19 protein-coding genes are annotated in these 18,064 nt (G+C 44.8%); 9 read left to right on the top strand and 10 right to left on the bottom strand.

Features of this window, described 5'->3' with window-relative positions:
- Positions 1 to 83 precede the first annotated feature (83 nt).
- The gene (locus tag ACXAC1_RS12270; RefSeq protein WP_475061731.1) at positions 84 to 266 is read left to right on the top strand and encodes a hypothetical protein; all 183 of its coding nucleotides are present in this window, start codon (positions 84 to 86) and stop codon (positions 264 to 266) included.
- Positions 267 to 1,173: 907 nt separating this feature from the next.
- Here the strand turns inward: ACXAC1_RS12270 and ACXAC1_RS12265 are convergent.
- The 5 genes from ACXAC1_RS12265 to ACXAC1_RS12245 form a co-directional block, all read right to left on the bottom strand.
- A complete protein-coding gene (locus tag ACXAC1_RS12265) occupies positions 1,174 to 2,499 on the bottom strand; it encodes a RelA/SpoT domain-containing protein (protein ID WP_475061729.1) in 1,326 nt (441 codons plus the stop codon).
- A 68-nt stretch (positions 2,500 to 2,567) separates the two neighbouring features.
- Positions 2,568 to 3,158 (bottom strand): tyrosine-type recombinase/integrase, encoded by a 591-nt coding sequence (locus ACXAC1_RS12260; protein WP_475061727.1) that lies wholly within the window; start codon positions 3,156 to 3,158, stop codon positions 2,568 to 2,570.
- The gene (locus tag ACXAC1_RS12255) at positions 3,158 to 3,436 is read right to left on the bottom strand and encodes a phage integrase central domain-containing protein (protein WP_475063822.1); all 279 of its coding nucleotides are present in this window, start codon (positions 3,434 to 3,436) and stop codon (positions 3,158 to 3,160) included. The genes ACXAC1_RS12260 and ACXAC1_RS12255 overlap by 1 nt, the downstream gene beginning before the upstream one ends.
- Before the next feature lie 287 nt (positions 3,437 to 3,723).
- Positions 3,724 to 4,689, bottom strand: coding sequence for a PDR/VanB family oxidoreductase (locus ACXAC1_RS12250; RefSeq protein ID WP_475061725.1), 966 nt, complete (start codon positions 4,687 to 4,689; stop codon positions 3,724 to 3,726).
- Positions 4,690 to 4,698: 9 nt separating this feature from the next.
- A complete protein-coding gene (locus ACXAC1_RS12245; RefSeq protein WP_475061723.1) occupies positions 4,699 to 5,787 on the bottom strand; it encodes a Rieske 2Fe-2S domain-containing protein in 1,089 nt (362 codons plus the stop codon).
- A 177-nt stretch (positions 5,788 to 5,964) separates the two neighbouring features.
- On the opposite strand from ACXAC1_RS12245, the gene ACXAC1_RS12240 reads away from it, so the two are divergent.
- From ACXAC1_RS12240 to iolB, 4 genes are all read left to right on the top strand, one after another.
- The gene (locus tag ACXAC1_RS12240; RefSeq protein WP_475061721.1) at positions 5,965 to 6,672 is read left to right on the top strand and encodes a GntR family transcriptional regulator; all 708 of its coding nucleotides are present in this window, start codon (positions 5,965 to 5,967) and stop codon (positions 6,670 to 6,672) included.
- 114 nt (positions 6,673 to 6,786) lie between these two features.
- Positions 6,787 to 8,118 (top strand): magnesium transporter, encoded by a 1,332-nt coding sequence (locus ACXAC1_RS12235; protein WP_475061720.1) that lies wholly within the window; start codon positions 6,787 to 6,789, stop codon positions 8,116 to 8,118.
- A 15-nt stretch (positions 8,119 to 8,133) separates the two neighbouring features.
- A complete protein-coding gene (locus ACXAC1_RS12230; protein ID WP_475061718.1) occupies positions 8,134 to 9,285 on the top strand; it encodes a mechanosensitive ion channel family protein in 1,152 nt (383 codons plus the stop codon).
- A 287-nt stretch (positions 9,286 to 9,572) separates the two neighbouring features.
- Entirely contained in the window at positions 9,573 to 10,409 is an 837-nt protein-coding gene (iolB, locus tag ACXAC1_RS12225) for a 5-deoxy-glucuronate isomerase (RefSeq protein WP_475061716.1), read from the top strand.
- A 121-nt stretch (positions 10,410 to 10,530) separates the two neighbouring features.
- Here the strand turns inward: iolB and ACXAC1_RS12220 are convergent, their stop codons facing one another.
- The gene (locus ACXAC1_RS12220; RefSeq protein ID WP_475061715.1) at positions 10,531 to 11,388 is read right to left on the bottom strand and encodes a MurR/RpiR family transcriptional regulator; all 858 of its coding nucleotides are present in this window, start codon (positions 11,386 to 11,388) and stop codon (positions 10,531 to 10,533) included.
- A 237-nt stretch (positions 11,389 to 11,625) separates the two neighbouring features.
- On the opposite strand from ACXAC1_RS12220, the gene ACXAC1_RS12215 reads away from it, so the two are divergent.
- On the top strand, positions 11,626 to 11,817 hold the full coding sequence (locus ACXAC1_RS12215) for a hypothetical protein (RefSeq protein ID WP_133563335.1): 192 nt from the start codon (positions 11,626 to 11,628) through the stop codon (positions 11,815 to 11,817).
- A gap of 43 nt (positions 11,818 to 11,860) precedes the next feature.
- The gene (locus ACXAC1_RS12210; protein ID WP_475061712.1) at positions 11,861 to 12,889 is read left to right on the top strand and encodes a LacI family DNA-binding transcriptional regulator; all 1,029 of its coding nucleotides are present in this window, start codon (positions 11,861 to 11,863) and stop codon (positions 12,887 to 12,889) included.
- A gap of 110 nt (positions 12,890 to 12,999) precedes the next feature.
- Here ACXAC1_RS12210 and ACXAC1_RS12205 read toward each other — a convergent pair whose 3' ends face one another.
- Genes ACXAC1_RS12205 through ACXAC1_RS12190 form a run of 4 tightly spaced genes read right to left on the bottom strand, consistent with a single transcriptional unit; the run spans position 13,000 to position 16,356 of the window.
- Positions 13,000 to 14,046 carry an ABC transporter permease gene (locus tag ACXAC1_RS12205; protein WP_475061710.1) on the bottom strand — a complete coding sequence of 349 codons (1,047 nt, stop codon included), beginning with the start codon at positions 14,044 to 14,046 and terminating at the stop codon, positions 13,000 to 13,002.
- 28 nt (positions 14,047 to 14,074) lie between these two features.
- The gene (locus ACXAC1_RS12200) at positions 14,075 to 15,622 is read right to left on the bottom strand and encodes a sugar ABC transporter ATP-binding protein (protein WP_475061708.1); all 1,548 of its coding nucleotides are present in this window, start codon (positions 15,620 to 15,622) and stop codon (positions 14,075 to 14,077) included.
- 42 nt (positions 15,623 to 15,664) lie between these two features.
- Entirely contained in the window at positions 15,665 to 16,132 is a 468-nt protein-coding gene (locus ACXAC1_RS12195; RefSeq protein WP_475061706.1) for a substrate-binding domain-containing protein, read from the bottom strand.
- Positions 16,129 to 16,356 (bottom strand): hypothetical protein, encoded by a 228-nt coding sequence (locus ACXAC1_RS12190; RefSeq protein ID WP_475061704.1) that lies wholly within the window; start codon positions 16,354 to 16,356, stop codon positions 16,129 to 16,131. The genes ACXAC1_RS12195 and ACXAC1_RS12190 overlap by 4 nt, the downstream gene beginning before the upstream one ends.
- Before the next feature lie 395 nt (positions 16,357 to 16,751).
- Here ACXAC1_RS12190 and ACXAC1_RS12185 point away from each other — a divergent pair, with 395 nt between their 5' ends.
- Together ACXAC1_RS12185 and ACXAC1_RS12180 are read left to right on the top strand one after the other, a co-directional pair.
- A complete protein-coding gene (locus tag ACXAC1_RS12185) occupies positions 16,752 to 17,555 on the top strand; it encodes a TIM barrel protein (protein WP_475061703.1) in 804 nt (267 codons plus the stop codon).
- 22 nt (positions 17,556 to 17,577) lie between these two features.
- On the top strand, positions 17,578 to 17,700 hold the full coding sequence (locus ACXAC1_RS12180; RefSeq protein WP_475061702.1) for a hypothetical protein: 123 nt from the start codon (positions 17,578 to 17,580) through the stop codon (positions 17,698 to 17,700).
- Positions 17,701 to 18,064: the final 364 nt, after the last annotated feature.

Here is an 18,064-nt window from a genome sequence, read left to right as displayed (position 1 = left end):
ACTGCCCACTTGTATTAATATTGTGCAATATAACTTGTTAAGCCAAATTAACACTGCCATATGCAACTCAAGGAGTATATGACATGAGCTTTATTAGCCGTCTATTCTTTAAAATGAGCAAGTCAGAAGAAGCATTCCAGAAGATTCTTGAAGAATCAAAGAAGAATGGTACTCTGCCTCGTATCTCTAGAAATGGGACGCTTCACGTTTCTGCGAAGAATGCTCATTGTTCTCCAAAAGCCCAAAAAATGATGAATAGTCAATAGCGAAAGCTGCAAACTCATCTAGTACTCAGCACGTAATAACATGAGTCTACTCTTAATCGCACCAATGCTTCTTTGTGGCTATTTTTACTGCCACGTTCACAACTTTCTAAAAATTAAGATCGAAAAAAAGTATGGTCAATACCTCTATCTTACATACTTCGTTTGGGGCCTTACTTTCTTCCTAATAGCACTTACCCTAGTTACAGCCATACACAACTTGCACGACGGTAAGACCTCATTTTTTGGAAAAGATTACGATTACACCTTTTTCAAAGCTACTGTATTGTCTGTACAACCCTTTGCCACAAGCTCTATCTCTGCCACAGAATTAGCCATTCTTTTTTACTCGACTATTTTGTCCTTGATAATAGCGGGAGCATGCGCATACGCACACAACGTTTGGGCTAACAAAAAGTATAAAAATTACAGCCAATACCACTTCAGAAGAAAAGTGGTCTCTGACAACCCAGAAATGCTAATGCTTAGTCAAGCAGCGCTGGAAAGTAGACCATTACTGTTTACGTTAAGGTCTGGAAAAATATATGTTGGCCAACTAACCGAGGTCCCTATATCAACAGGAAATTCATTAGAGACAAGTAGCAATCTAACTATCTATCCGATTAGAAGTGGGCATAGATCAGAAGATAAAAGAATAGTCTTTACCACCTCTTACCAAACGCCCCAAGACCAAGACCCTATATATCCATACATGACATCTTTGAATAGGCATGAAATATCAACAATTAGCTTTTTTGATATTGATAGCTACCATGATTTACAAAATAGCGACGCAACACACTAAATTTTTGATTAGCCTTGGGCGGAACTCATTAATGCTCTTGTTGAATACTTACAAAGCAAAAAACCGCAACTAGGCGGTTTTATATTTTATAAAGACTGATTCGACTTAGCTCTCGTCATCATTTTCAATGTTAAAGCCTTTCACCTTAAGCATATCATCAATCCTTTTTTGGCCTTCTTTCAAATCATCCAATATAGTAGGCCTAGTAAAATCAGCCTCGTAATCTAGTCGCTTAATAGCCCCTGAAAAGGCATCATAATCAATCCCAGGGTTAACAATATCTAACATAGCTTTATGATCAATTTCAGAAGTTAGTTTACCCATCCACTCATGCAACTTATCCTCTTGATAGCTTGATAAACTCTCTACTTTAGACACCTCTAAAGCTTTCCACTGATCGGCAACTTTTTTAGCCAATGATTCATAAGGACTATCTGAATATAATGCAGCCATTGATAATTTTTCAATGCTATCTTTATACCTCTCCTGATCATCTAACCAAGCCAAATGTGCGCGCTCAATGCCATCAATACTTGCCGGCGACTCAACCTCATCATTGGGGTTGTTCTCACATTCTATCTCCACAGGCTCTTGCCTCGGCTCAAGCTCTTCTGTTTCTGACTCACTTTTATCTTGGCATAAAGACTCAGGCTCTTTTTCTTCAAACTCCTGTGACCACATGTATTGATGCTCAAGTCTACTTTGCTCTAACTCTACCTTTTTTCTATTCAAGTAATCTCTAGCATTCTCAGCAGCAATATCACCGCCTGTTGCGTGAGTATTAACCGTGTCTATCCATGCCATTAAAGTTTCATCATCATTGTGGTCTGGATATCTCAACTGATGATCCATTTCACTCCACGCTTCTTCGAATATTGTACGGACTTGCACCTCAACTGGTGCTGGATAGCCAAATACATTAATTCCGAACACCAAATGAATGGACCTGTACCCCGCCCCATGCTTCTCCGTTTCGTAACCTGCTTTCCTATACGACTCAATAAGCTCTTCACTATCTCCGTGCTTATAGTAGGCAATTTTCTCTTTCTCACCTTTCCATTTGCCATCTATAAAATTACACACATGAACCCACTCTTTTTTAAAAAGGTGCAAAACCCTAATTCCGACTAAGTCTGTAATGACTTCCGTATAATTATCAACTGAAATATCTTTGTATTTAGTTTTACCTTGAGTAGCTTTCCTTACAATCTTTTTAATTAGCCCCTTTGCATCCTTAACTCGCCACCTAACAGAGTGCACATACTTATACTTCTGAATTGTATTTGCTAAAAGCGTTGCAACCTGCTCAAAGTCACCTATGGATTCTTTGAAATCATGGTAGATATTCAAAAGCGTCTTGTAGTCCAGTTCAGAGCTGTCGAAGTACTCTTCTTTAAAATCAAATGTCTTTAAAAACTCTGTCTTATCCATTGCTATAAAATCCCTCATCCAATATTCAGTATTTCTTTATGTTTGAACTGCATTAAAAACTTAGATCATTATTTCATCATAACCCTGCGCTCTTCTAAGTACTCTGCGTGGTTGTATGCGCGGTGCTCGCCTTTTCGCTCTTGGTGTGAAAGCTGACGTTCGATTAAGTCTTCTCGATAGCCCATTTCGTTTAATAGTATCGATGCTGTCAATCTAAAGCCATGCCCGATAAATAATCCACCAAAAACAAGGCGCTCTAGCACGGCATTGATGGTTGTTTTACTCATTGAACGCTTTGGATCACGCACGTTTGGGAACATGAGTTCACGGCGCCCTGTGTATTCGCTTAACACATCTAGCATTTGGCGCATTTGTGGTGAGATCGGCACGATGTGTTTTGTTCCCTTCTTCATCACATCTTCTGGAAAGATGATCAGGTCATCTTTGATCCAATCCCAGCGTATTAGCACCAGTTCTTTTGTCCTAACAAATATGTGGGCCATGATGTAAACAGCAATGATGGTGACAGGGAAGCAGTTGTATTGAGACATTTTCTCAAAGAAGACAGGCATATCCTCACGATCAATCGGCGGGTTGTGTCGAACATTGCCCCGCTTTAGCGCGCCGTATAGAAATACTGTCGGGGCTGATTCGATCATTAAACGCGGGCCAGCATAGCGGAATATTTACCCCATAAACTGACGCGCAAGAATTGCGACCGTTGGAGCACGCGCCCTTCTATCTTGTCCATGACTTCTAGTAGGTACGGCACCTTTATTGTTGCGACTGACATATCACTAATTACAGAGTAAATATCCTGACGCATTATCGTTTGCCATTGCTTGGCATAATACGCGCTTAGGTCTTTAACGTTTCGCTCGTAATAGGCTTGAGATACTGCTTGGAAGGTGTTGTCGTACTGTGATTGTGCCTTGATGGCTTCAGCACGTTTTTCGATGTTGGGATTTAGCTCTTTGGTTAACTGCTCGGCTATTTTGTTGCGCTCGGTCCGCGCCTCGTATAAAGATACCGTCGGGGACTCACCAATGGTGTAGACGTTTTCTTTACCGCGTAGTTTGCCCGCCAGAACTTACGTCCGGTTGGTTTTACTTCTAATTACAGCTTGTCGTCATCCCAGACACTTATCGGAACAAGCTGGAGACCGCAGAAACAAAAAGCGCCAGACCTAAACCCAGCGCTTTTGAATGATCGTTTAATCGAAGCTTATAAATCCAATTCGATCAGACCGCCCGCTGCTTTAGCGCGGGAGCAACAGGTCAGCATTTGCTTGCCTTCGGCTTTCTCTTGCTTGCTTAAGAAGACATCACGGTGCTCTATCTCTCCACTGATAACATCGGTTAAGCAAGTGCCACATACACCTTCGCAGCAAGATACCGGTACAAAAATAGCCTGTTCGTCCAGTACATCGGTGATGGATTGGTTGGCAGCGACATCGAATACTTGCCCAGTACTGGACACTTTGATTTGGAAAACATGATTTTCCGCATGCTCTGCCTCTAAAGTTGGAGCCGCAAAGAATTCACGATGCACTTTCTCTTCCGGCCAGCCTAACGCTTCTGCATGTTCCAGCACACTGGCAATAAACTCTGCAGGACCACAGACATAGAGATCTGAATCGGCCACATGCTGACTCAATACCGATTTAATATCCATGCGGCCCGAGCTTTGAGGTTCACTGCTAAAGTGAAAATGCATTTTATCGGCAAACGATGCCTGCTTAAGCGTTTCACTGAAAGCGGCCGTACGCGGTGATTTGCCACAGTAATGAAACTCAAATGGCGTGTCCGCGCATTGCAGGGTTTGCGCCATTGGCAATAGCGGCGTCACGCCAATACCACCGGCGATCAACAAAGATTTGGCTTCTTTATTGCGTAGCGGAAAGTGGTTCTTTGGTTCACTAATCTGCACCACATCGCCGATATTTAAGCCATGCACTTCTTCTGAGCCACCACGGGATTTTGGGTCTTTTAGCACTGCAATTTCGTAATAACGAGGATCCGATTGCAAACGACACAAGGAGTACTGACGTAATAAGCCACTGGGTAATTTGATATCTATGTGTGCACCCGCTTCAAATGGCGGTAACGCTGTTTCATTGGTTTTACCTAGCACCAGACGCACCACAGCAGCGGCTTCGTCGACTTTATTTAAAACTACGACTTCTATCATGACACCACCTTAGAACGAAATCGTTTGCAGAGGAGCGTCTTTGGGCGTCATCTGAACCGCAGTTTCCGCTTTGATAATACGTTCGATCACTCGGCGGGATTGCACGCCTCCGGCGTCGATATTGAGTTTTAACAAGTCGTAATCAGGGAAGGCTTTTAGGTTGGCTTGCTGACGCTCTAACACTTCTAAGTCTTCTTGGAAGATGCCGCCCTGACCTTCACGAATTTTATCGGTCAACTCCGCGTCATGGACTTTGAAGTTACGCGCCATCCCCCAGAAATACCACATGGTGTCTTCGGTTTCCGGAGTAATAAAGTCTACTACGATACTGCTGGCTTTTTTATCTTTTGGCGCATCAAAGCCACCATGACCTTCTAGGGCGACACCCACATCGATCATGACATGAGAAGGCGGTGTAAAGCGACAACGCTGCCAACGATCCACTGTCGCGTCTTTGGGTAAGCCATTAGCTTCTAGCGCCAATTGCCAGAATGGCGGTGCGGTGATGTTTTCCATGGTGCGGCTGGTAATCACTTCATCGCCATTTACTTTTGTATCCACTGGCGATTCATCGATTTCTTTCTGACCTATACTGGACGCATGCACGTAGGTTTCGTGAGTAAGATCCATTAGGTTATCGATCATTAAGCGGTAATCCGCGTGAATGTGGTAAAGACCACCACCGTAGGCCCAATCATCACTGATTGCCCACTCTTGCACAGGGATCAAACTTGCATCCGCTAATTCTTGGTCACCTGGCCATACCCAGATAAAGCCATAACGCTCTTCCACTGCGAATGACTTCATACATGGAAAACCTTGTACTCGTTGTAGTGGCATTTCTTTGGTTTTGCCATCAGCGCCCATTTTCAAACCATGGTAACCACAAACCAGTAAGCCATCCTCCACATAGCCTAACGACATGGCAGCACCACGGTGCGGACAAAAGTCCCGCACTGCGGCAATTTCATTTTCCGATGGACGATAAAAAGCAATGCTTTCGCCACATATTTTGCGACCTAATGGCTTCTCAGTACCAATCTCTTCCGACATGGCGGCCACATACCAAGTGTTCTTTGGAAACGTTTGCTGGCTCATGGATTTCTCCTAATTGTGTTATTTTTGTTCTTCAATGGATCCAATATAGCCTAACAAGGTCCATTTATCTCATTAAAAAAACACATAATGGATCCAATAAATAGATTTTAAGCTAAAATCTGGTTATTAAACTCATTATATAGCCACTAATGGATCCAATAAGGCGAGTCGGCATCTATGAAGAAAAACCAAACCAATGTCTTGAGCGAGCTGCGTCAGATGATTTTAGAAGGCGCTTTAAGCGCAGGGAGTCGTATCGCAGAAGTTCCTACCGCTGAAATGCTAGGGGTTTCACGCACACCGGTTCGAATCGCATTTCGAGCATTAGAGCAAGAAGGCCTACTCACCAAACTGGCTGGACGTGGCTACGAAGTACGCTCCATTTCTGTTGAAGAAATTATGGGGGCGGTAGAAGTACGCGGAGTACTGGAGGGACTGGCAGCACGCCAAGCCGCTGAGCGCGGCTTGTCTCTAGAGCATCAGCAAGCGTTAGCATCGTTGCTCGAAGAAGGCGATCAAATTCTAGATGTTGAATCTCTGCAAGAGGCAGATCTTGAACGCTATCAACAAATGAACAAGCGCTTTCACGATATTGTCATTGAAGCGGCTCATAATCCCGCTATCCAGGCCGCATTGAGCCGTAATGAGCATCTGCCGTTTGCCTCTTCCAGCGCCTTGGCCTTTGATAAAAAAAATATGCAGCGTGAAGCTAGGCGATTCCAGTTTGCACATCAACAGCATCACCATGTTTACCACGCCATTGTGAATGGACTCGGCACTCGAGCGGAAGGCATTATGAGAGAACATGCCAACGCCACACTGGGTTATGTACACCAACCTAAAGATTCTGACAGCTTAACTGTGATTACTGAGCGCAAACTTTAAATTAAGCCATAATTTTCTCTGGTTAAGCTCTGTTTGTCGCTCTTAGTTCATTGATTATAAAGACGAATTCACTCACACTGAAGCAACTATCTAAGACGTATAAGGGGCTCAATTGTGTCTAACCCAATTGCAGAATTGATTGAGTTATTAACTCAAGAAAACATTTCTAACCAAGACATCAATCAAGCCATCAGTTCAATGCCCCCTGATGATGTGGCCTTGGCCTTAGAATCGATTCCAGTTTCTCAACGTCGCTTTGTTTGGGATAGCATCAAACAAACCAACCGCCTTGATATTTTGGTTGAGATGCGTGGTGAATCACGCCTGCTACTTCTTAAAGAGCTAAATGACCTCGAAATTGCCGAGCTATTCTCTGATGTAGATGCAGAAGATCTTTTGGAGATTGCAGACTCTCTACCAGATCCGATGATCGACATTGCGCTGAAGAAGATGGATGCTAAGCAGCGCGAATACTACCAACAGGGCGTGACCTACGAGGAAGACGAAGCCGGCCGTTGGGTTGATCATGAATTAATTGTCGCGGCTCAAACAATACGCGTATCAGAAGCCATGCGTTTATTCCGCCGCGTGTCTGCGCCCTACTCAGACACCCTTTATTTGGTGAACCGAACCGGACGCTGGGTCGGCTGTGTCCATCTTCGCTCTATTCTCAACGCTCAGCCCCATGAGCCTGTTTCTAGCTTTATGGAAGAAGAGTACCCATTTATCGACGCGCAAACGGATGTAGTCAAAGCAGCTGACCTATTGGAGAAAAGTGAAGTGTCAGCACTTCCTGTACTCGATAGCAACCAATTGCTGGTCGGCCGCTTCCATGCGGGACATGCTCTTGAAGCACGCCGCTTAGAACAAGAAGCCGCGCAAATGTCTAACACCGGTTTGGATGAAGACTCGGATCTATTCTCACCAGTACGTCGCAGTGCCGCATCCCGTGGGATTTGGCTAGGGATTAACCTACTGACAGCGTTTATGGCTTCGGCATTTATTGGCCTCTTTGAAGCAACCCTAGAACAAGTGGTGGCACTGGCGGTATTAATGCCAATCGTTGCTTCCATGGGAGGCATCGCCGGCAGCCAAACTCTGACCCTAATAGTTCGTGGTTTGGCCCTAGGTCAGATCACCCGCGCGAACTTAGGCTCCCTGCTTAAAAAAGAAATACAAGTCGGTGGCTTAAACGGCATTGTCTGGTCTTTATGTATCGGTGCTGCGGTGTTCTGGTGGTTCCATAGCCCAATGCTCGGTTTCACAATTGCGATGGCTATCGTTATTAATATCTTAATGGCTGCACTTTCTGGCGTCATAATTCCAGTCGTTTTAGATAAGCTTAAAATCGATCCAGCCTTGTCGGGTTCCGTGATATTGACCACGGTAACGGACATCGCCGGATACATTGCATTCTTAGGCTTAGGCACACTGCTACTACTATAAACAAGGATTCAATACATGACTTGGGAAACCATTCAGCCTTACCTCGGTCTGGGCGACAATCAAATGCACTGGATCGTAAAAGTCTTCATCGTCGTTTTTGCAACACTATTCATCAACTTCATCTTAAATCGTATTTTGATGCGTGTAGACGACAAACTACAGCGCACGCGTAACCCTTGGGACAACATGATCGTGGAAGCGGCCATGCCGCCGCTACGGTTATTTATCTGGTTGGTTGGTTTAAGTATCGCAGCAGAAATATCGGATACACAGCTAGATGAAAATTTCACATCGATAGTACTTAAAGTTAGAGAAATCGGTGTCATAGCTATTATTGCTTGGTTTCTATTACGTTGTGTTAAAGGCATCGAAAATGCCATGACATCAGGACGAGCGACGAACAAGCCAGTGGATTATACGACTGCCAGTGCAATCAGTAAGTTACTTCGCGCTGCAGTCATCATCACAGCAGTTTTGGTTATTTTACAAACGATGGGCTATAGCATCTCCGGCGTCCTCGCTTTTGGTGGTATCGGTGGTATTGCCGTGGGTTTTGCCGCGAAAGACTTACTGGCCAATTTCTTTGGCGGTTTGATGGTGTATTTGGACCGTCCTTTCAAGGTTGGCGACTGGATTCGCTCTCCGGATCAGAACATCGAGGGTACCGTGGAGCACATTGGTTGGCGCCAAACTCGAATTCGTACTTTTGATAAGCGCCCTCTATATGTGCCAAACGCGACCTTCTCGACCATTTCCGTCGAAAACCCATCGCGCATGTCGCACCGTCGAATCAATGAAACGGTCGGCGTGCGTTACAGCGACTTTAGTAAGCTGTCTGAAATTCTAAGTGAAATCAAAGACATGGTTGGTCAACATGAAGAAATCGACAGTGACGAGATCTACATGGTGAACTTCAACCAGTTCGGCCCATCTTCTCTAGACTTCTTTATCTATGCTTACACTCGCACCACAAACTGGGCGAAGTACCACGAAGTCAAACAAGATGTTCTGTTCCAAGCGATGCAGATCATCGAAAAACACGGTGCCGAAGTGGCCTTCCCCACTCGTACTCTGCACTTATTCAATGAGAATGCACCAACATCAGAGTTTGAAGACCTAGATGGTCAAAGCGAAAACGCAGCGTCTGAATCAGAGAAAGCCAAATAAGCGTCTCTTGCCTTAATAAACAAAGCCCGGTCCTATAAGCTCATAAGATCGGGCTATAAATGAAGCATCCGTTTCTTAGCAACTACTGGTCCCACCAACACTTCCCTTTAATTGCGGCGCTATTTCTTTTGAGGTGTCCCGACTAAGAGTGCCTAAAATAATTAAAAACAAAATAAATGAAATAAATATTCCAAAATTTAATTGTTATAGAATATCCGATAGTTTATGGTTAGGGGTAGCAAACACATTCTTCTATACGACAAAAATAAATGACTAGGGATGCCAGCATGCCAAATCTTCTATCCAAAAAAACGCTGTCTTCTGATAGCACCATGACACAACACATCACCCCAGAATCCGCCAACTGGCAATACGTAGGTTTTCAGGCACATACCCTAAAAGCGGGCCAAACGTTTGCCATGGAAACTCAAGATAACGAAGTCTGTGTCGTACTACTAAGCGGTAAAGCAAATGCGGCAACCGCTGATCAGAGTTGGGAAAACATCGGCGAGCGTGAATCAGTATTTGATCAAAAAGCTCCTTACGCTGTGTACGCCCCAGCACAGGATCGCATTGAATACACGGCATTGACGGATATTGAGTTAGCCGTTTGCCAAGCACCAGGCAAAGGCAATTACCAAGCACGTTTAATCACGCCTGCTGATTGCCAATTTGAAACCCGTGGTGTGGGTACCAATACTCGCCATGTGTGCAACGTGTTGTTTGGCAACTTGGCAGCCGATAGCTTATTGGTGTGTGAAGTCATCACCCCAAGCGGTAACTGGTCAAGCTATCCGCCACATAAGCACGATCAGGATGCGGCGCCAGCGGAAACACAGCTGGAAGAAACCTACTACCACCGAATCGATCCACCGCAAGGGTTTGTGTTCCAACGAGTCTACACTGATGATCGCAGCCTAGATGAAACCATGTCTGTAGAAGACGGGGATGTGGTGATGGTGCCAGAAGGCTACCATCCTGTCGGCGTACCGCACGGTTATCAGTCCTATTATCTGAACGTGATGGCGGGACCATCGAGAAACTGGATTTTCCACAACGATAAAGATCACGAGTGGATCATCGAGCGAGATAAAGAGATTTTGGCCAAGCAAAAAAGCGCCTAAATTATTGCGCTAAGTAAACTCGACTCCAAGCAGGATACTCTGATAAAAGTTACCCTGATTAAAAATGCCAACCATGTAAACGTGGTTGGCATTTTTATTGTTTACTTCATAACGCTGCCGCTTAACTCTTTAGGGGCAACTGCTCGCGTTTTTCTAATTCGTGGGCCAGACCAATTGATAACGCTTGAGCTAATACTAACGATGAAGACAACGAGCGAAACGAGTCGATTTCAGCCTCTTTTACCACAAAGGATACCGTCGCTATCGACGCAAGTGGGCTGATTTGGTTATCAGTAATCACGATCAAAGGAACGCCTTTTTCAGCGGCCGCCTTGGCCACCACCTGAGTTTCCTCTGCGTAGGGATGGAAACTTACCGCAATCAGAACATCGTTTTCGTCTAACGTACTGGCTTGCTCCTTATACATTCCCCCTACGCCATCCACCAAATATGCCTTGCGATCAATATGACGTAGTGCATAAGCAAAATAACTCGCTACTACAAAGGCTCGACGCACCCCAACGATGTGAGCGGCATGAGCGTTGGCTAATACATCAATCGCACGCTCCAGCTCTTCAGTAGAAATAATCTCAGCTAAATGTTGCAGCGCCAACACATTAGCGTCAGAAAAGCGTTTTAACAATCGATAAGGAGATTGATCAGAATCATTCGTTCCTAAAGCATCCCGTGCCAAACGGATACGATCTTGATAATTTGGCGACTCTTCCATCAAGTTCTGTTGAAACAGCTTTTGCATCTCGGTAAAGCCACTGAAGCCAAATGAATTGGCAAAACGTACCCACGTAGATGGGTGAACACCTGCTTGTTCAGACAGTACCGCCACCGTACCAAAAGCCACATCACTTGGGGAATCAATCACGAACTCAGCCACTTGGCGTAAACGCTTACTTAAATTAGGATGTTCACGCTTAATGGTTTCTTTGAGCTCTGATAAAGACTTTGGCGTAAGATCAGACATAGGACACTCTCTTTATTATCGTTATTTAGAGTCACCAGATCATGGGCTTCAGATGGCACTCTAGTCCGTTTCGAACAACGGAAATGAATGGGTTGCATTTTTAGAATAAAAATTCTAACTTACTTCTCTATACCGTGTCTATTTTGTTGCAGACTAAGTACTCACTTATCTTATAGTACCGTTGAAGCAACAGCTTTGTGCGTGTGTGTCAATTTAAATAACAATAGGAATCACAACGTGAACGATGCCGAACAGAACTTTTTCCGTCCCAAATGGCGACGTGTCGCTATTACTATTTTTTGTGCTGGTTGGAGCGCGTTAGAATGGCTCACTGGTAACCCTTTCTGGGGCGTTATTTTTACCGCCATGTTTTTCTACTGCCTATGGAAGTATTGGTATACCTTCGATGAAAATTCCTCTGCGGAATAACCAACTCCTGCTCTACTGTTCACCTTTCAACTAGGCTTGGTGTATGTCAAATCGCCCCACTATTGAAGATTTAGCAGCTGCGGCGGGGGTTAGCACAGCCACCGTGGACCGAGTGCTGAATAAACGCTCAAAAGTCAGAGAAGTGACCGCTCAGCGCGTCTTATTGGCAGCTGAAGACATCGGCTATCACGCCGCTGGCTTGCTAAAACAGCGCGTCCGAGAGTCTAAACCCAGAAAACGTCTTTCTATTCTGCTGCAACGCAGCAATGATGAATTCTATGTCGAATTAGGCAAAGCCATCGAAGCAGCTTGCAGTCGTGCAACCGACTTTGTTTTTGAAACGACGATCCGTTTTATGGATGAGGTGTCACCGGAATACATCACTGAACAGTTGGAACGAGAAAGCCAGCACGCTGATGCGATGGCTGTCGTCGCCCTCGATCACCTGCTACTCAATCAAGAGGTAGAACGTATTACGGGGCAAAACATTCCCGTACTGACACTGCTCTCGCCATTGTCTACCTCTACTTGCACACGTCATATTGGCGTCGATAACCGCAAAGCGGGGCGTACTGCTGCGTGGGCAATCAATCGCTTAGCAAAACCTGGGGATGTGGGCATTTTGCTCGGCAGCCACAGCTACTTAAATCAGGACATTGCGGAGATCAGCTTTATCAGTTATTTCCGCGAAATTCAGCATGACTTCAACTTGTTAGCGCCCCAAGTCAATCTGGATGATAACCAGCTCGCCTATCAAGCCACCAAAGACTTGATCGCACAAGCTCCAAACATCAGCGCGATTTACAGTGCTGGAGGCGGAGTGGAAGGCATTATTAAAGCCATTCGTGAAGCGCAAAAAGCCCAAAGCATTACTTTAATTTGTAACGAACTGATGAGTAGCACACGCCTTGCCCTAAGTGATGGCTGTATCGATATGATCATTGCCACACCAGTCTCCAAGATTGCTCAAGCAGTGGTTGAGACCTTTACGCAAGCCCTATCTCAAAAACACATCACGCCTCAGCCAGCGCTTCAACTTACCGTTGAATTGCACGTCGCTGAAAATTTATAAGCGCTTCTCTAGCTTCCCTACTCCAAACCTAACATTTGTGATGACTCCATAAAAAAAGGCCAATCGCTCAGAGCGATTGGCCTTTAAAAGGATGCCTGGATGGAGCATCGCTAAGTGGATTTCTTCAGTTTACCCTGACGATGTTGGTCAACGATTACTGCAACAACGATGATGGCACCCTTGATGATATCTTGGTAGTAAGCATCGATTCGTAGGAAAGTGAAGCCTGACAGCATCACACCTAGAATCAAGGCACCAATCACGGTTCCCGCGATGCGACCACGGCCACCAGACAAAGACACACCACCGATAACGGCAGCCGCAATGGCATCTAGCTCGTACATCAAACCCATACCGGCTTGTGCTGTTTTGATACGGGCAATGGCAACCATCGCAGCCAGACCTGTTAGCAAACCAGCAATGGTGTAGACCTTGATAAGGTGCATGTCGATGTTGATACCCGATACACGAGCGGCTTGTGGGTTAGCACCAATGGCGTAGGTGAATTTACCAAAGCGGGTGTAACGCATAACGATGTGGAAAGTAACCGCTACTGCAAGGAAGATTACAACGGGCATCCAGCGATCTAGAGCGTTACCCAGTGCAGCGAAGTCTTTTGTGAAACCAGATACAGGGCTACCATCTGTGTACCAGCGAGCGATACCACGAGCCGATACCATCATCCCAAGTGTTGCAATAAATGGCGGTATTTTCGTCTTGGTAATCAGCCACCCATTGATAAAGCCTGCTAACGCACCAGCACCTAAACCAACAATTAACGGCACAACAAATGGCAAGTCAGTCAGCGTCGGAAAGATCACCTTTGGCCAAGCACTGGTCTGGGCGAAGGTGGCGGCGATCATGGCGGTCATGGCAACGACGGAGCCAGAAGATAAGTCGATCCCCCCGGTAATGATGACCATGGTGACACCAATGGCAATAATACCAATTACGGAAACCTGCAATACGATGATCTGAATTCGACTCATATTCATCAGGAAGCTTTGCCCAACAAACATCCAGCCCAATATTTCAAACATAACTGAGATGCCCACCAATACAGCAAGGATACTCAGTTCTGGTGGAAGTGGCTTTTTCTGCTTTTCTGCCCCAGTGTCTCCTGCGGCAGGCTTAACTGTGTTGTTTAAAGTAGTCATATCAATCTCTTATTCTTGTCATTAAAAACTATTTAGCGGCCAGACTCATGACGGACACTTGGTCCGCTTCATCACGATTGAGGATCCCAGTACAGCGACCTTCATGCATAACCAGCACTCGATCACTCATTCCCAACACTTCAGGTAACTCAGATGAAATCATAATCACAGCCACACCTTTATGGGCTAATTGAGAGATCAAGGCGTGAATTTCAGATTTCGCCCCTACGTCGATACCACGGGTAGGCTCATCCAAAATCAGAATTCTTGGATGGGTTAGCAACCAACGAGCAATCAATACTTTTTGCTGATTACCACCAGATAAGTTTTCGATCACCTCGTGCATACTTGGCGTTTTCACACGAAGCTTTTTACACAACTCAGCAGACTCTTTTTCCAAAGCCGCATGATCGACAAAACCGTTATTCACATAGTTGTCGTGTAACACGGCTGACTGAACGTTTTCTTGAATATCTAACGGTAAGAAACAGCCTGTTTCCTTGCGGTCTTCCGTTAAGAATGCCATGCCCTGTCTGATTGCATCGTGTGGGTTTTTGATATTAACTTCTTCACCTTCAATGAAGATCTGACCAGACGTCGCAGGCGTCACACCAAAAATCGTTTCAGCAACATTTGAGCGCCCTGCACCAACTAGTCCTGCTAATCCAAGAATCTCGCCTTTACGAACATCAAAGGAAATGTCATGAAAGACGCCTTCTAGGCTAAGGTTTTTAACGGACAATAAGACATCGCCAATCTCAACTTCTTCCTTCGGAAACATTTGCGAAACTTCACGGCCCACCATCATTTTGATGATATCATCACGGGTCACTTCAGAAGAAAGGTGCGTACCGATGTATTTGCCATCACGGAACACCGAGAACTCGTCCGCAATTTCAAACAACTCGTTCATTTTATGGGTGATGTAAACGATACCAATGCCGCGTTTGCGTAGGTCACGAATAATCTCGAAAAGGTGTTCCACCTCGGTTTCAGTGATCGCTGATGTTGGCTCATCCATGATGAGTACATCTGAGTTAAATGAAACCGCTTTCGCAATTTCAACCATCTGGCGGTTAGCCACCGACAAGGTTGAGATTTCAGCATCAGGGTTTAAGCGGATGTTAAGTCGATCAAAGAGTTCGACCGTCATGCCACGCATTCGATCGTGGTCAATCAGGCCAAAACTGTTACGAGGCTCACGACGGATCCAGATGTTTTCCGAAACCGTCATGGAGTTCATCAATAACAGCTCTTGGTGAATCATGGCGACACCAGATTCTTGAGCTTTAAGAGGAGTTTCCAAGGTAACCGGCTCACCACGAAGGCGCACCTCTCCTTGGTCGGGTTGATAAATACCAGCGATCACCTTCATCAAGGTTGATTTACCCGCACCGTTTTCCCCCATTAGAGCGTGAACAGTTCCGGGCCGAATCTTTAGCTGGACATTATCGAGTGCTAATACCCCAGGAAACTCTTTGCGTACGTCCACGACTTCTAGAACGTACTCAGAGCTTTGCGCCTGGGGACTTACGCCACTGGTAGGCGTGGCTTCCACCACTGCTGCGCTACTCATAACGCAATCCCTCCTCTTGTTATTTTACGTCGGGTGAAACAATTACTTTAGGTAATTGTTTAGATTTTCAGGTGTTACAAGCTCAAACGGAACCCACACTTTCTGGTCCACATTTTCGCCTTTAGCAAGTTTTACAGCTGCATCAACCGATCCTCGACCCTGACCTTCAGCGCTTTGGAAAACCGTCACATCTAAGTCACCCGTTTTCATCGCTGCTAGAGCATCAGTTGTCGCATCGATACCTGCAACAATTACATCGTCCATTGAACGGCCATCTGCTTTAAGTGTTTGAATCGCACCTATGGCCATTTCATCATTGTTTGAGATCACTACATCAAATTGAATGCCTGCAGAAATCCAGTTCGTCATCAAGTCGCTACCTAATGTACGAGACCAGCTCGCTGTTTGCTGTTCTACAACCTTAAGTCCAGAACATTCAGGCGTTGCAATCACGTCATGGATATCTTGCGTGCGTTGCAAGGCTGCCTGGTTAGTTAACTCCCCCATCATGACAACAACGTTACCTTTAAGACTTCTTGTGTTTGTAACGTACCAGAGACTCGCTCATCAGACGCGACGAACGCTTGGTTATCAGGAAGTAAATCATCAACATTGACTGGTTGGCGGTTAACGTAAATAAGTGGAATGCCAGCCGCTTGAGCATCATCAGAAATAGAAATGGTGGCATCCGTATCCACGGGGTTAACTATAGCCGTAAGAGCTAGTTTTTTCATTGTGCGATTTCCTCGAAAAATGAACACTGAGTGTTCTATTTGTTTTTATTGTTTCCGGTAAAACGCGTCTAAGCATGTCGCTTAGACAGACGAAATGTTTGTTTACATTTCGAATACGATCATTCTAAAAAAATTACCATTTAGAATATATGTTCCAATTTGAACTGATTCAGGATTTTTGTCAAGGGATTGGAAGAATCATTTAACGTGTTTTTTTCGCAAATACGTTTTTGATGTTTTTTGATAGAAATTGATGCTATCACGACATCATTAGATTGACGTTAAAAAATCATCCTAGCTAGTATCAATCACGAAAAATAATTCTAAAAACCACTTTGCGTAAAACATGATCCGTCAAAACATGGTTTATGCGCCTTTATCTAGAGGTGAACAATATGTCTATGCAACCACGCTTTGGCTTAAATCACATGGTCTGCCCATCTTTCACTGTGTCTGAGTTTCTTGACCTATCAGGCAAACTCAAAGCACAGACAGTTGAGTTTCGAAACGACGTGGGTGACAACAGCCTTACGGACCTAGACACTGCCCTCAAAGCAGGTCAACAAGCCAAAGAACTAGGTATTCGCGTCCTTTCTATCAACGCCCTTTACCCTTTCAATGTTTGGAATGACGAACGCGAAGCTCAAACTCGCGAGTTGGCTAAGCTTGCTCAAGCCGCTAACGCAGAAGGCCTGGTCTGCTGCCCACTCAACGACGGCACAGCCGTCAGTTACGAAGATCTCAAATACGCTCTTACTGAGCTTGCCAAAGTATTGAAAGAATTTGATTTACACGGCTTTATTGAGCCACTTGGCTTCCCTATCTCATCTCTTCGTTCTAAGCGCCTTGCACTGCAAGCCATTGATGAAATCGGTGCAAGCGAGCGTTTCTCACTGGTACACGACACCTTCCATCACAAAGGCGCAGGAGAAGACGAGTTTTTCCCTGAACGTACTGGCCTAGTTCATATCTCTGGTCTTGAAGACGACATTACCTTTGAAGACATGCTTGATGGAGATCGAGTACTAGTGGGTGAAAAAGATCGCCTTAGCAATGTAGAACAACTTCGCACTCTACTTGATGCAGGTTTTAACGGCCCTGTTTCATTTGAACCGTTCTCTGAAAAAGTGTGGAACTTGCAAGACATCGAAGGCGCCGTGCAAGACAGCATTCAATACGTGAACAAAGCGCTGGCGTAAGCATCTCTGTGAAGGAAGTCTGATGAAAATTGCACTAGATCCGTATATGCATCGCCATTTGTCTTTGGAACAGCTGTGCCGTGCGACCAAAGAAATGGGCTTTGACTACATTGAAATGTCACCACGAGTTGACTTTGTTAAATGATGGACCCGTCCGCGAGTTTACCCGGAACTCTGTACCGATTCTTGAGCATCTGCCATAGAGATCATCTAAACCAGAGTTTTATCGTTAAGCTTCCCCACGGGAATGTTATTTGTTCTAAATGCTGCTTTCGAGCTTCTTATTTTGGAATAAATATTCCGATCCATTTCATAAAGAAATACTGTCGGCGCAAACAAAAACAAATAAGACATTGATTTAATTGAAAATAATTAATAAAAAAGCCTATAAACAAAACCTAAAAAAATATTTTCCAAACAATTGAAAAAATAGAATTTTTATTCTAATCTAGACAGCATACTTACTAACAATAACAAATGATCACACTGTCTTACTCAATGGGCAGTTC

The sequence above is a fragment of the Marinomonas sp. AWM4_232 genome, from assembly GCF_056158325.1.
This window is presented reverse-complemented; position numbering and strand designations above follow the sequence as displayed.